The sequence below is a fragment of the Ralstonia soli genome (assembly GCF_023955655.1).
GTDB lineage: Bacteria > Pseudomonadota > Gammaproteobacteria > Burkholderiales > Burkholderiaceae > Ralstonia > Ralstonia soli.
The window spans coordinates 498,138-512,171 of sequence record NZ_JAMXHT010000006.1 but is presented as its reverse complement, the minus strand read 5'-3'; the positions used below and the strand labels follow the sequence as shown (position 1 = coordinate 512,171).

Here is a 14,034-nt window from a genome sequence, read left to right as displayed (position 1 = left end):
GCTTTGCGCGAGGAGTGTCGTCAGCTGCGCTTGCCTGACGCCGGCCGATGCAGCCGGACAGTACGGATCGACTGGTTATCCATCTGCACAATGTCCATCACGCACCCGGCGATCTTCACGCTGACCGTCGCTTCGGGAATCTCTTCCAGCACTTCGAGGACCAGCCCGTTGAGCGTTTTGGGGCCGTCGGTCGGCAGGCTCAGGCCCAGGCGCCGGTTCAGGTCGCGCAGCGACATCCCCGCATCCGCAAGATAGGTGCCCTCGGCATCCCAGGCCAGCTTGCCGGCGTTGGGCAGCGTGGTGGTGAACTCGCCGATCATCTCCTCGATGATGTCTTCGAGCGTCACCAGGCCCAGCATGTCGCCGTATTCGTTGACGATCAGGCCGATGCGGCGGCGGTTTTCCTGAAAGTACTGTAGCTGCCGGAAGACCGGCGTGCCGCTCGGTACGAAATACGGTTCGACCAGCAGGCCACGAAAGTCGTCGTGGGTGAGCTCGGTGTCGCCCAGCAGCGACAGCACCTTGCGCACGTGCAGGATGCCAAGCACCTGGTCGCTGTCCTGCTCGAACACGGGCAGCTTGTTGTGATAGCAGGTCTCCAACTGCTGGATCACCTCGTCAATCGGACGCGACAGGTCGAGTGATTCCACCCGTGCGCGCGGCGTCATCACGTCGTCCACGGTGATGGCGTCCAGGTCGAACAGGTTGAGCAGGATGCTGCGGTGCTTGTGCGGGATGAAGTTGCCCGATTCCAGCACCAGCGTGCGGAGCTCTTCGGTGGACATGCGCTGCTCCGGCGCCGCCTTCGTATTGATGCGCACCAGCCGTAGCACCCCCATGGCAAAGGCGTTGACCACCACCACCAGCGGCGTCGAGATCTTCATCAACGGCTTGATGATGAAGCTGGCCGGAAAGGCGACGCGCTCGGGGTACGTCGCACCCACGATCTTCGGGGCGATCTCGGCGAACACGATGATGAGAAACGCGACGATGGCCGTGGCGATCGACAGCGTGGTGCCGTTGTTGCCGAAGTAGTGGATCGCCAGGGTGGTGATCAGCACCGGTACGGCAGTGTTGATGAGGTTGTTGCCGATCAGGATGAGCGAGAGCAGCTTGTCGGTCTGGCCGAGCAGTTGCTGCGTATTGCGTGCGCCCGAGACGTTGGACTTGGCGAGATGGCGCAGGCGATGGCGGTTGAGTGCCATCATCGCGGTTTCGGAAATCGAGAAGAAGGCGGAGGAGCACAACAGCAGCACGACGGCGCCGATTTGTGCCCAGAGCGGCCAAGAGTCCAAGGCAGGAAAGGAAGGGCGACGAAGCACCCACTATAACAGAGGGGTTTGTCGCCTCCGCGCTGCCAGCCGGTGAAGAGGTCCGCCGAAAAGGCTGTGCGGCGCCACTGGAATTTTGTGCCGCACGGGTCACTTTTTTCGGCTCAGTCCAGCTCCCGAAACAGGCGCCCCCAGCCGCGCATTCCGCTGGTATCCACGTCTGCCATGCGCAGGGATTTCCACACCACGGTGGAGATCGTGTCGTAGATCGGAATCCCGGTCTCGGCTTCCAGCTGTTCTACCAGCGGAGCCGCGTGCAGGTTCGTGCAGAACGTGGTGATTGCTTGCGGCGCCGCGGCGGCAAGCTCACGCACCATCTTGCGGATCACCTCTTCGTTCACCTCCGCGAAAGCGAAGTTCTCATGGAGTTCAAGGTGGCGCTCTGCGAAGCAATCGAAGCCGCTGCGGGCGTAATTGCGAACAATGCGTTCCTGTACGTCACTCAGGTACGGTGTGGCCAGGGCAAAGCGGCGGGCGTCGGTCCTGTCGAGGATCTCGTTGAGTGCAAGTACGGAGGTGGTCGCCGGAATGCCGGTGGCCTCGGTGATCTGCCGGCACAGGGCCTCGTCATTCTCGAAGCCCAGCCAGCCGGCGGACGTGCCGTTCCAGGCGATCACGTCGACACGCGCATCGGCCAGAAGCTTGGCGGCCGCGATGATCTTGCTCGTGTCGAATTGGCCCAGCGCCTGATCGCGCAGTGAGATCTCCGTCACGGTGAATCTCGCAAAGTGGGCGCTGACGTTGGGCAGCGCAGCCACCATGGCGCTGGTGATGGGTTCAAGTGCCGTATTGGATGACGGCGTCAACATGCCGAGTCGGGTTCGTTTGCTCACGCTGATGTGCTCGAATTGGAAGGTTTGAAAAGAGCCCCCGCCAAGGAGGGCCGGAATGTGCTCACCGGATACAGCGCTAGAGCACAGGAGACACCGGTCAGTGGCTCGCCTGCTTTCTTGCCCGTGCGGGCGAGCCGCGCTATTCCTTACGGGCTGACGGGCCGTGCGGCCATGCTTTGCGCTTCGGCCTGGCCGTGCGCCTCGTGTGCCCCGTGTGCCCCGTGTGCGTCTTCACGCGGGATACCGTTGAAGAGCAGGTTCAACCCGACCGAGGTGATGCACGACAGCAGAATGCTGCTGTGGAGCAGGGGCTGTACCCAGCCAGGCAGCGCCTTGAAGAGGGCCGGCGAGTAGGTTGGCAGCAACGAGATCGCCAGGGTGGCCGCAACGATGTAGACATTGCGCCGGCTCGTATCGAAGTCGACCCGCGACAGCGTGCGTACGCCTGCGGCCGTCACGACCCCGAACATGAAGAGCCCCGCACCGCCCAGCGCCGCCAGCGGCACCGACGCCACAATGGTGGCCAGCTTCGGCAGCAGGCCCAGCCCGCAGAGGATGACGCCCGCTGCCACGGCCACCCACCGGCTCTTCACGCCGGTGACGACCAGCAGGCCGATGTTCTGGCTGTAGATCGTGTACGGGAAGCCGTTGAAGATGCCGCCGATCACGCTGGCCAGGCCGTTGGCACGCAGGCCGTCCGACATGTCGCGCGTGGTCAGCGGCTTGTTGACGATGTCGCTCGTGGCCAGGAACAGGCCCATCGACTCGATCATGATGATCACCATCACGACCACGATGGTCAGGATTGCGGTGACATCAAAGACCGGCACGCCGAAATAGAACGGACGGATCATGTCGACCATGGGCGCTTGCGCCACGCCGTGGAAATCGACCATGCCCAGCGGAATCGCCACCAGCATGCCCGCAGCCAGCGCCAGCAAGACCGACACGTTGGACCAGAAGCCTTTGAGCCAGCGGTTGATGACCAGGATCAGCACAAAGACAAACGCGGCCAGGGCCAGGTTTTCCGGAGCGCCGAAATTGGGCGCGCCCTTGCCGCCGCCCACCCAGTTCACGCCGATCGGAAACAGCGACAGGCCGACGACCATCACGATGGATCCGCCGACGATGGGCGGGAAGAACCTGACGAGCTTGCCGAACACGGGCGAAATCAACACCGTCACGGCGCCGCCCGCCATGACGGCCCCGATGACGGCGGGCAGGCCTAGCGACGGATTGGTCGCGATGACCAGGATCGGCGGAATCGCGCTGAACGCAACGCCCTGCATGATCGGCATGCGCACGCCGAAGCGCCAGAGTCCGGCCGACTGCAGGATGGTGGCGAGTCCGCAGGTGAACAGGTCAGCGTTGATCAGCACGGCGATCGCTTCCTTGGGCAGCTTGAGCGCGCTGGCGATGATCATCGGCACCGCGATCGCACCCACGTACATCACCAGAACGTGCTGAAACCCCAGCATGAGCAACATGCCCGGCTGGGGCACCCGGTCGACGGGCGCGACCTCGCGGTGCACGGGATCGTGCGTTGCAGTCATCGTTTGTCTCCTTGCTTGTCTCTGCCGGTGTCTTCGGTGTTGCACCGGCTAGGGTTGGGAAGGCGGGCGTGCCTTCCCCGATCCTCCGCCCCGGGGTGGGCGGGGTCTTGAACCTAAAGCGTGAAGGGCGTTGCGCGCAGACGGTGACCCGTGGCCGAGAAGATGGCGTTGCCGATGGCCGGCACCACCGGCGGGTTGGATAGCTCGCCGACACCGGCCGGTGCGCGCCCGGACGGCATCAGCTCGATGGTCACCTTGGGCGCCTCGTTGATCCGCACCACACGGTAGTCGTGGAAGTTGCTCTCCTGCACTGTTCCGTCCTTGATGTGCACGGCGTTGAACAGCGCAGTCGATACGCCCCAGTGGATGCCACCGGCCAGCTGTTGCCTCACGGAGTCGGGGTCCACGGCAATGCCGCAGTCAACCACGCAGGTCACGTGCTCAACGGCGATGTCGGAACCGTGCACGCGCACGTCCGCCACGATGGCGATGTCGCTCTTGTAGCCCTCGTAGACGGCCACCCCGAGCCCATGCCCCTCGGCCTTGCGCTTGCCCCAACCGGACAGCTTTGCCGCGCGTTCGAGCACGGCTTGCAAGCCGGGCCGGCTCTGCAGCATGGCAAGCCGATACGCCACCGGGTCCCGCTTGGCCGCGTGGGCGGCTTCATCGACGATGCTCTCGATGGCGAAGATGTTCGGCACGTAGCTCACCGCGCGCCACCACCAGATCGGGAAGCCCGGTTCGTGGCGCACCCAGGCCAGGTCAAGCGCGGGCAGGTCGTAATAGAAGTCGTCGCGCATGCCCTCGGTGCAGCTTGGGTCGACGGGGAATTTGGCGAGGAAACCGGGATCGTCGGGCTCCTTGATCGACGGCACCACGGCGCGCAAGCTCATCGCCTGAATCTGGCCGGAAGCATCGAGCGCCGCACGCGCCTTGTGCACGGTGGCCGCGTGATAGAACAGTGCCTGGATGTCGTCCTCACGGCTGTACAGCAGCTTGACTGGCTTGCCCACACGCTTCGAAATGAACGTTGCTTCCAGGATCTGGTGCAGCCCTTCGCGGGCCCCAAAGCTGCCGCCGGCCTCCGTCAGATGAATGCGCACGCGCGAACGCGGCACGCCCGCGATGGTCTGCGCCGCCTGCGCGCAGCGAGACGGCACCTGGATCCCGCCCCAGTACTCCACCTCGTCCGGCTTTACCCAGGCCACCACGCTGAGCGGTTCCATCTGCGCGTGGGCCTTGTACGGCATGGTGTACGTGGCTTCCATCACGTGATTGCCGGGCGACTGCAGCAGGCCCGCCGCATCGCCCTTGGTCTTCGACTTGAGCCCTGCATCATCCGCATGGGCCTTCATGTCGGTGATCACGTCGTCGGAGTTGAAGCGCGCCATGGCGCTGTCCGACCATTGGACCTTCAGCGTCTTGCGTGCGCGCTGTGCCGCCCAGAACGTGTCCGCCACGATCGCCACGCCTGCCTGGCAGGCGCCATTGTCCACCGTGCTCGGCGGGCGGTCAGGACGGAAGTGCGCGATGGACTCGGGGATCTCCAGTGCGAACACATCGCGCACGCCCGGCATCGCCTTCACGTCGGCCGCGTTGAACGACACCACCTTCGCATTGACCACCGGCGGGTGGACGACGATGGCGGTCAGCATGCCGGGCACCTTCACGTCGATCGCGTATTCGGCGCGCCCCGTGACCTTGTCGACGATGCGGTAGCTCGGGCGAGGCTTGCCGACGAGGACGAAATCCTTCGGGTCTTTGAGCTTGACGTTGGTTGGTACCGGTTGTGCAGCGGCGCCTTCGGCCAGTTCGCCGTACGAGATCGAGCGCCCGGTGGCCGGATGCGACACGCGGCTGTTGGATGCGGTGCACGTGGCGGCCGCCACATCCCAGCGCTTGGCGGCTTCTGCCACCAGCATCGCGCGGGCAGTCGCGCCGGCATGGCGGAGCTTGTCCCATTCGAGGGACACGCTCGTGCTGCCGCCGGTTGCGTGCATGCCCCATAGCGGGTGGAGGTAGGCCTTGGCGAGCGGATCGTTCGGCGCGATCACCTTGACCTGGCTCCAATCCGCGTCGAGCTCTTCCGCGAGGATCAACCCCAACGCGTTCTTCACCCCGGTGCCGCTGTCGAACTTGTGCGACACGAGCCAGATCTCGCCGTCTGGCGCAATGCGGACCCACGCGTTCGGGGTGAAGCCACCGGCCGTGAGGGCCGCGTCTGCCCGCACGATGCCGATGCCGTTCGCATGGAGTTCCAGCAGCATGCCGCCGAGCAGTGCTGCGCCCGTCTGCAGGAAACGGCGGCGCGCGGTGCTGTCGGGGCGCGTGGGGCTCGCAGCGCCATCGGGACGTGCGTTCGGATGGCGCATCATGCTTTCTCCCCGGTGCGCAGCATGGCAGCGGCGGTGTGGATGGCCTGCCGGATGCGGTCGTACGTGCCGCAACGGCAGATGTTGCCCGACATGGCCGCGTCGATGTCGGCATCGCTCGGGTTGTGCTTGTTGCGCAGCAGTGCGGCCGCCGACATGATCTGGCCCGACTGGCAATAGCCGCACTGCGGCACGCTTTCCTTCTGCCAGGCAAGCTGGACGACGTGCATTTCGGCAGGCTTACCCAGCCCTTCGATCGTGGTCACGTTCTTGTTGTCCACCGCGCTGAGCGGCAACTGGCAAGCACGCATGGGCGCGCCGTCGACATGCACGGTGCACGCACCGCACAGACCCATGCCGCAACCGAACTTGGTGCCAGTCAGCTCCATCTCGTCGCGCAGGACCCATAGCAGCGGCGTGTCGTCCGGCAGATCGACGCGGTGCTCCACACCGTTCACTTTGAGGGTTGTCATCTTGTCTCCAAGGTCGCCGTCTGGTGCGGCAACGCATGATTCAGGCCGGGTGCTCCGTCGCTGCCGGTCTACCGGTGGACGAATAAGCACGGACAAGCATATGTACGTCGATGCATTCTGATAAATATGATTTTGGTCTGCTATCGATATGAAATGCATATGGATGCCCACCGGGGGATGCCCTGCGTTGACAGCCGATTTCTGCGAACCGCATCATCGCCGTGTGGGTAGAAGCGGTCGATTGAACAGCAGCGGTGCAATGCCGCGAGCGTTCAACGGGAGATTGCTCATGGTTGGCGTGCCGTCGGTGGCGTCGATGGGCCCTCCGCCGCTTTCGGCGGTGCTCTCGACTACGGAACGCGCTCGCGGCAGGCCGCCCGATTGCGTGCCGGGGCTTTCCGGCACTATTGCGATATCCACGCGCCAGAGATCTCTATGGACATCCGGCAACTGCGTTACTTCATTTCCGTGGCGGAAGAGGGCAATTTCAGCCGCGCCGCCGAACGGCTGCATATCTCGCAACCGCCGCTGAGCCAACAGATCAAGGCGCTGGAGGCGTCGCTGCGCGTCACGTTGTTCGTGCGTGGGCGACATGGCGCACGCCTGACGCGCGCAGGCGAGGCGCTGCTCGTGCGCGCACGCAGCATCGTCAGCGATTGCGATTCGGTTGAGAAATTCGTGCGCCGCGTCGCCGATGGGCTGGAGGGTTATCTGCGGATCGGCATCATCAACTCGGTCATGTACGGCCCGCTGCCGCGAACCATGCACGCGTTTCAGAAGCACCATCCCGCTGTGGAGTGGACGCTGCACGAACTGCTGCCCGACCGGCAGGCGGATGCCCTTGTGCGTGGCCAGATCGATGTCGGCTTCGCATGCAATGCGTCCTCACGCGACGAGTTGAAGTCGATCCTGGTCTATCCGCAACCGCTGGTGGTCGCGTTGAGCGCGCAGCATCCGTTGGCCTCCAAACGTTCCAGCCTCAGCCTGAGCGCGCTGGCCGACGAATCGTTTGTCTTGCTGAATACGCAAAGTCCGGTCATGCGCGATGTACTGTCGGCGTGCATGCGCGATGGTTTCCATCCGCGCGTGCTGCACGAATCCATTGATCCGGAAACCGTGTTGAGTCTGGTGGGGGCGGGGGTTGGCGTGAGCGTTCTGCCGCAGTCGCTGTCGACCACGCCGCGCGAGAACGTCGCCTTCGTGCCTATCAAGGCGCCATCGTTGAGCGCCGACCTCTACGCCACGATCCGCCGGGATGACGCGCTGCCTGCGCTCGACCGCTTCCTCGCGCTCCTCGCACAAGTGACCGAGGAGTGGCGTAGTGAACTGACCGCCAGGCAGGATGACGATGGCTGATGGGCGGAGTGGGTCAGGAAGGGCGCCGCAGAGTCGAAAGCTGGGATCGACGCAGTGCAAAGGCAGCACCCCAAATGAAATCGCCCGGAACACCTTGACGACCTCTTGATGAGGACCGTCGCGGCATTCCGGGCGATGGTATTTGGTCGGGGTGAGAGGATTCGAACCTCCGGCCTCTACGTCCCGAACGTAGCGCTCTACCAGGCTAAGCTACACCCCGAAATCTCATTGCTGCGTCAGGACTGACGTTGCAGCGAGAAAGCACACAAGTCTATCAGCGTCTGGCGGAAAAGGGAAGGGGGTAATGCATTTGCTGCGGTTTCGGCTGCAGCGGCCTCGCGCTCGGCCGCCTGGCGCGTGTACTCCAGCGCGCCGGAAGCCTGAATGGCCGCGAAGATTGCATCGAAATGTTCCGTGCCGCCTTGCTCGACGGCCTGGCGCACCAGCGCGCGTTGCTCTTCCGTGCCGTTGCGCAGCAGGTGGATGAGCGGCAGCGTTGGTTTGCCTTCGCGCAGGTCGTCGCCGGCGTTCTTGCCCATCTGGTCGGCGGTGGCGGTGTAGTCGAGCAGGTCGTCGACGATCTGGAACGCGGTGCCGATGCGGCGGCCGTACTCAGCGGCGGCCTCTTCGGTGGCGGCATCCGCGCCCGAGAGCACCGCGCCGATCTGCGCAGCCGCCTCGAACAGCTTGGCGGTCTTGTAGCGGATGACTTGCAGGTAGCGTTCTTCCGTGACGTCCGGGTCGTGCATGTTCAGCAGCTGCAGGACCTCGCCTTCGGAAATGATGTTCGTTGCATCGGCCAGGATCTGCATGATGCGCATGCTGTTGGCCTGCACCATCATCTGGAAGGCGCGCGAATACAGGAAGTCACCCACCAGCACGCTGGCCGCGTTGCCGAACACGGCGTTGGCCGTTTTGCGGCCGCGGCGCAGGTCCGATTCATCGACCACGTCGTCGTGCAGCAGCGTGGCCGTGTGGATGAACTCGACCACGGCCGCCAGCTCGTGGTGGTGCTCACCCTTGTAGCCGAGCGCGTTTGCCACCAGCAGCAGAATCACCGGACGCAAGCGCTTGCCGCCGGCGCTGATGATGTATTCGCCGATCTGGTTGATCAGGACCACCTCCGAGCCGAGGCGGCGCCGGATCACGGCATCGACGGCACGCATGTCTTCAGCGACGGGGGCGAGCAGGACGGAGGCGGAGGTCTGGGTCAAGGCGAATTCCGGCGGAGGGCGGTGTGGCGGATGATCAACTTGCGCGCGATCGGTGCGGCGCAAAAACCGCGAGATTATAGAGCAAGCCTGGGCGCTGCCCGACGTGCCTGGCGCTGCGGAGCGCCACCGCAGGCCGTTGTGCGGCGGGCACGCTTTAGTCTTTGATTTACTTGGGTTTTTCTTGTATAGTTGCGAGTTCTCTGTGTCCGCTGTCTGCGCAGGCAGATGGCGAGTGGCACAAGAGTCACGTTTTAGTTCTTTTATCGAGGTCCGACAATGTACGCGGTCGTAAAAACCGGCGGTAAGCAATACAAGGTTGCTGCTGGCGAAAAACTGAAAGTAGAACAGATACCGGCGGACGTTGGCGCAGAAATCACGCTTGACCAGGTGCTCGCAGTGGGCGCCGGCGACCAACTCAAGGTTGGTGCGCCGCTGGTGAGCGGGGCTGCCGTCAAAGCCACCGTCATCTCCCACGGTCGTCACGACAAAGTGCACATCTTCAAGATGCGCCGTCGTAAGCACTATCAAAAGCGCCAAGGGCATCGTCAAAATTACACCGAGTTGCGTATCGACTCGATCGTGGCCTAAGGCTGCGTCGCGCATTTACGGCAATTACGTAACCGGATAGGAGTTCAGTCATGGCACAGAAAAAAGGCGGCGGTTCCACCCGGAACGGCCGCGATTCCGAGTCGAAGCGCCTGGGCGTGAAGGTGTTTGGCGGCCAAGCGATCAACGCTGGCGGCATCATCATTCGCCAACGCGGTACCCGCACGCACGCTGGCGTGAACGTGGGCATGGGCAAGGACCACACCCTCTTCGCGCTGGTCGATGGCCACGTGAAGTTCGCCACCCGCGGCGAAGGCAAGAAGCAGTTCGTCGACGTTGTTCCGGCGGCCTGATTCAGCCTTGTAGTCAAAAGGCCCCGCATACGTGCGGGGCTTTTTTGTTTCTGGTGCTAACACAACGTAAGCCCGTGTCCTGAACGGTACGATATCGCCAGGCGCGTTCTGCTAGCACCATTCTCCTTTTCTTACCTGCCGTGCGATGCCGCACGGGCGGAGACCTCCATGAAGTTCATCGACGAAGCCCGGATTGAAGTGATCGCTGGTGACGGCGGCAACGGCAGCGCCTCGATGCGCCGCGAGAAATTCGTCCCGTTCGGTGGCCCCGACGGTGGCGACGGTGGGCGCGGCGGCAGCGTATGGGCCGTGGCCGACCGCAACATCAACACCCTGATCGACTACCGTTTCGCCAAGAAGCACCTGGCGCGCAACGGCGAAAACGGCCGTGGCGCCGATTGTTACGGCGCCGCCGGTGAGGACATCACCCTGCGCTTGCCCGTCGGCACTGCCATCTACGATGCCGACACGGAAGAGTTGATCGCCGACCTGACGGTCGACGGGCAGCGCCTGTGCCTGGCGCGCGGCGGCGAGGGTGGGTGGGGCAATATCCACTTCAAGTCGAGTACCAACCGCGCGCCGCGCCAGAAGACCGACGGCAAGCCGGGCGAGCGTCGCAACCTGCGCCTGGAGCTGAAGGTGCTCGCCGATGTGGGTCTGCTCGGCATGCCGAATGCCGGCAAGTCCACGCTGATCACGGCCATCTCCAACGCGCGCCCGAAGATTGCCGATTACCCGTTCACGACGCTGCACCCAAACCTGGGTGTGGTGCGCACGGGCCCGTCGAAGTCGTTCGTGGTGGCCGACATTCCTGGCCTGATCGAAGGTGCGGCAGAGGGCGCGGGCCTCGGCCACCAGTTCCTGCGCCACCTGCAGCGCACGCGTGTGCTGCTGCACGTGGTGGATCTCGCCCCGTTTGACGAGAGCGTCGACCCGGTCGCCGAAGCCAAGGCCATCGTTGGCGAGCTGAAGAAGTACGACCCCGAGCTGTATGACAAGCCGCGCTGGCTGGTGCTCAACAAGCTCGACATGGTGCCCGAGGACGAACGCGAAGCGCGCGTGAAGGACTTCGTGAAGCGCTTCAAGTGGAAGGGCCCGGTGCACCGCATTTCTGCGCTGACGCACGAAGGCACGCAGGCGCTGGTTCATGCGATCCAGGAATACCTCGACGAGCTGCGCGCCGAAGAGGACGCCGCCGCGGCTGCGCCCGACCTGCGCCTGGATCCGACGCTGCACAACGTCGATCACGACGATCAAGCCTGAACACCACACACAACACCATTCGGAGACACGCCCACCATGGCCCTGCATTCGCTGATTGCCGATGCGCGCCGCCTTGTCGTCAAGGTCGGTTCCAGCCTGGTCACCAACGATGGTCGCGGTCTGGACCAAGCTGCCATCGCCCGCTGGGCCGCGCAGATCGCGGCGCTACGGGCGGCCGGCAAGGAAGTCGTGCTGGTCAGCTCCGGCGCCATCGCCGAGGGCATGCAGCGGTTGGGCTGGGCCAAGCGCCCGAAGGAAATCCACGAGTTGCAGGCGGCTGCCGCTGTCGGGCAGATGGGCCTGGCGCAGGTATATGAATCGGAGTTCGCGCGACACAGCATCCGCACCGCGCAGGTGCTGCTCACGCATGGCGACCTGGCCGACCGCGAGCGCTATCTCAACGCGCGCTCCACGCTGCTCACGCTGCTGAGCCTGGGCGTGGTGCCGATCATCAACGAGAACGACACGGTCGTCACCGACGAAATCAAGTTCGGCGACAACGACACGCTGGGCGCGCTCGTCACCAACCTGATCGAAGGCGATGCGCTGATCATCCTGACCGACCAGCGCGGCCTGTACACGGCCGACCCGCGCAAGGACCCAAACGCCCGCTTCGTTGACGAAGCCCAGGCCGGCACGCCCGATCTGGAGCAGATGGCCGGCGGTGCCGGTTCGAGCATCGGCAAGGGCGGCATGCTGACGAAGATCCTGGCGGCCAAGCGCGCGGCCAAGTCCGGCGCCCACACCATCATTGCTTCGGGCCGCGAAACCGATGTGCTGGCGCGGCTGGCCAGCGGCGAGGCCATCGGCACGCAACTGCGCGCGCCGACCGGACGCATGGCCGCACGCAAGCAATGGATGATCGATCACCTGCAGTTGCGTGGCCGCGTGGTGCTCGATGCCGGCGCGGTGGAGAAGCTCACCGCCGGCGGCAAGTCGTTGCTGCCGATCGGCGTGACGGAAGTGCAGGGCGAGTTTGCACGCGGCGAGGTGATTTCCTGCGTGGACGCTGCCGGGCGCGAAGTGGCGCGCGGGCTGACGAACTACTCATCCGCCGAGGCCCGGTTGATTGCGCGCAAGGCATCTTCGGAGATCGAAGCGGTGCTGGGCTATGTGAGTGCCGCTGAGCTGGTGCACCGGGACAACCTGGTGCTGCTCTGATCGGGCTACGCGCCAAAAACAAAGGCCAACCCCTCGCGAGGTTGGCCTTTTTTGTTTGACCGGGACAATGCCCGTCTCAAGCCTTGCGGTTACGGGCCGTAATAGCGCCCGGCCTCGCCCAACCGCCGCACCAGCGTGGAGGCTTTCCCGTCTCCCGCCACCGCCCGGACGTCGCAGAAGTACGAGCGCATCAGTGCCGAGGCATAGTCCGTCGGCCCGCCATTGCCGACACGCTGCCAATCGGTGGCGGCCTTGTAGGCGTTCATGCTGGCGGATTCGGTATTGGCGGTTTCGTTCATGTCCACTGCGCGGTTGCCGATCCACTGGTTGGTATCGTTGCGCAGCGTGGCGTAGATGCGGCGCTCGGCCGTATCGCAACGCAGGCCTTCGTAGTTGACGTTGCGCGCGCCGGTCTTGCTGGTGATCAGCACGGTGTAGCGCACCACGTTGTCTGTGCCGATCGATACAGACTTCGGGTCGATGGCGAAGCGCAACGGCGAATCATTGCGGCCGCCCACGTCGAACGGCACGGCATCACGATCGACCGGCGGGGCGGGGAAGGTGACAGCGTCTTCCTTGAAGGGCTTGTCGTTGAACGGGTCCATCAACAGCTTGTCTTCGAGGTCGCCGGTGCGGTTGTGGCCACATGCCGTCAACGCCAGCGCAGCCGCCAGCGCGAGCGGCACGAGAGCGCGGTGCGCTCCACGTGTCGTCGTCATCAGAGTCACGAATTGTCCTTGGACGGTGTGTCGTCGGGGTTGGAAGAGGAGGCTGGCGCGGACACGCTCACCGTTTCGACGATCACCGTGGTTGTGGTGGTGACGGTCAATGCCGGTTGCGTGCGTTGTTCGCGAGCGTTGTGGTCGGGGCGCTCGCCTTGGCTGGCGGAACGTTCGCGGCCATCGCGATGGTCACGCCCATCGCGCTCTCGGTGCTGCCCACCGCGCCCATACGGCGAGAGCGGCGCGCGACTCTGCCGCTGCACGAAGCGCGACAGCTCCGACAGCGCCAGTTGATACACCTCGCGCTTGAACTCGATCACGGCCTCGAGCGGCACCCAGTACTGGCTCCACCGCCAAGCATCGAATTCCGGATGCTCAGTGGCGCGCAACTGGATGTCGCAATCGCGACCGACCATGCGCAGCAGGAACCAGATCTGTTTCTGGCCCCGGTAGTGGCCGCGTATCTCGCGGCGGATGAACTTGTCCGGCACCTCATACCGCAGCCAGTCGCGCGTGCGACCGACGATCCGGACGTGTTCTGGCAACAGGCCGACTTCTTCGTGCAGTTCGCGGAACATCGCCTGTTCGGGTGTCTCACCGTACTTGATGCCGCCTTGTGGAAACTGCCAGGAGTGCTCGCCGATGCGCTTGCCCCAGAACACCTCGTTTCTTGCGTTGATGAGGATGATGCCGACGTTCGGGCGGAAGCCTTCACGATCGAGCATGACTGCACCTCGAATACTTTAGAATTACGCCGATTATAGAGCGGCCCGTCGTCCGGCTGTCACACAAGCCGAATGTTGCCGCTCACTCGCGCCTCCTGGGGGAGGGTGCCGATCACATGAAAGTGCGTCAGG

The 14,034-nt window shown here is 64.2% G+C and carries 13 protein-coding genes and 1 tRNA gene; 5 read left to right on the top strand and 9 right to left on the bottom strand.

Annotation, left to right across the window (positions count from 1 at the left end; all coding sequences use genetic code 11):
* Positions 1 to 20: 20 nt before the first annotated feature.
* The 5 genes from NG900_RS18335 to NG900_RS18315 all read right to left on the bottom strand — a co-directional run bounded on the left by NG900_RS18335 (position 21) and on the right by NG900_RS18315 (position 6,562).
* Positions 21 to 1,295, bottom strand: a complete 1,275-nt coding sequence (locus NG900_RS18335; RefSeq protein ID WP_252682786.1) for an HlyC/CorC family transporter — start codon at positions 1,293 to 1,295, stop codon at positions 21 to 23.
* A gap of 140 nt (positions 1,296 to 1,435) precedes the next feature.
* A complete protein-coding gene (locus NG900_RS18330; protein ID WP_252682785.1) occupies positions 1,436 to 2,164 on the bottom strand; it encodes a maleate cis-trans isomerase family protein in 729 nt (242 codons plus the stop codon).
* Positions 2,165 to 2,310: 146 nt separating this feature from the next.
* Positions 2,311 to 3,717: a nucleobase:cation symporter-2 family protein gene (locus NG900_RS18325; RefSeq protein ID WP_252682784.1), complete on the bottom strand. Its 1,407-nt coding sequence runs from the start codon at positions 3,715 to 3,717 to the stop codon at positions 2,311 to 2,313.
* A gap of 113 nt (positions 3,718 to 3,830) precedes the next feature.
* Positions 3,831 to 6,092, bottom strand: a complete 2,262-nt coding sequence (locus NG900_RS18320; protein ID WP_252682783.1) for a xanthine dehydrogenase family protein molybdopterin-binding subunit — start codon at positions 6,090 to 6,092, stop codon at positions 3,831 to 3,833.
* Positions 6,089 to 6,562 carry a (2Fe-2S)-binding protein gene (locus NG900_RS18315; RefSeq protein WP_252682782.1) on the bottom strand — a complete coding sequence of 158 codons (474 nt, stop codon included), beginning with the start codon at positions 6,560 to 6,562 and terminating at the stop codon, positions 6,089 to 6,091. The genes NG900_RS18320 and NG900_RS18315 overlap by 4 nt, the downstream gene beginning before the upstream one ends.
* Before the next feature lie 435 nt (positions 6,563 to 6,997).
* Between NG900_RS18315 and NG900_RS18310 the strand changes: the two genes are divergently transcribed.
* The gene (locus NG900_RS18310) at positions 6,998 to 7,918 is read left to right on the top strand and encodes a LysR substrate-binding domain-containing protein (protein ID WP_252682781.1); all 921 of its coding nucleotides are present in this window, start codon (positions 6,998 to 7,000) and stop codon (positions 7,916 to 7,918) included.
* Between the two features lie 143 nt (positions 7,919 to 8,061).
* Here the strand turns inward: NG900_RS18310 and NG900_RS18305 are convergent.
* Positions 8,062 to 8,138: transfer RNA gene (locus tag NG900_RS18305), tRNA-Pro, on the bottom strand.
* A gap of 16 nt (positions 8,139 to 8,154) precedes the next feature.
* Complete coding sequence (ispB, locus tag NG900_RS18300; RefSeq protein WP_252682842.1) at positions 8,155 to 9,084, bottom strand: octaprenyl diphosphate synthase; 930 nt, start codon at positions 9,082 to 9,084, stop codon at positions 8,155 to 8,157.
* Between the two features lie 324 nt (positions 9,085 to 9,408).
* Between ispB and rplU the strand changes: the two genes are divergently transcribed.
* The 4 genes from rplU to proB all read left to right on the top strand — a co-directional run bounded on the left by rplU (position 9,409) and on the right by proB (position 12,455).
* Entirely contained in the window at positions 9,409 to 9,720 is a 312-nt protein-coding gene (gene rplU / locus NG900_RS18295) for a 50S ribosomal protein L21 (protein ID WP_004633023.1), read from the top strand.
* 50 nt (positions 9,721 to 9,770) lie between these two features.
* Positions 9,771 to 10,031: a 50S ribosomal protein L27 gene (gene rpmA, locus NG900_RS18290; protein ID WP_252682780.1), complete on the top strand. Its 261-nt coding sequence runs from the start codon at positions 9,771 to 9,773 to the stop codon at positions 10,029 to 10,031.
* A 168-nt stretch (positions 10,032 to 10,199) separates the two neighbouring features.
* Positions 10,200 to 11,294 carry a GTPase ObgE gene (gene obgE, locus NG900_RS18285; protein ID WP_252682779.1) on the top strand — a complete coding sequence of 365 codons (1,095 nt, stop codon included), beginning with the start codon at positions 10,200 to 10,202 and terminating at the stop codon, positions 11,292 to 11,294.
* 36 nt (positions 11,295 to 11,330) lie between these two features.
* The gene (proB, locus tag NG900_RS18280) at positions 11,331 to 12,455 is read left to right on the top strand and encodes a glutamate 5-kinase (RefSeq protein ID WP_252682778.1); all 1,125 of its coding nucleotides are present in this window, start codon (positions 11,331 to 11,333) and stop codon (positions 12,453 to 12,455) included.
* A gap of 89 nt (positions 12,456 to 12,544) precedes the next feature.
* Here the strand turns inward: proB and NG900_RS18275 are convergent, their stop codons facing one another.
* Together NG900_RS18275 and NG900_RS18270 are read right to left on the bottom strand one after the other, a co-directional pair.
* Positions 12,545 to 13,174: a CNP1-like family protein gene (locus tag NG900_RS18275; RefSeq protein ID WP_252682777.1), complete on the bottom strand. Its 630-nt coding sequence runs from the start codon at positions 13,172 to 13,174 to the stop codon at positions 12,545 to 12,547.
* A 5-nt stretch (positions 13,175 to 13,179) separates the two neighbouring features.
* Positions 13,180 to 13,902: an RNA pyrophosphohydrolase gene (locus NG900_RS18270; RefSeq protein ID WP_252682776.1), complete on the bottom strand. Its 723-nt coding sequence runs from the start codon at positions 13,900 to 13,902 to the stop codon at positions 13,180 to 13,182.
* Positions 13,903 to 14,034: the final 132 nt, after the last annotated feature.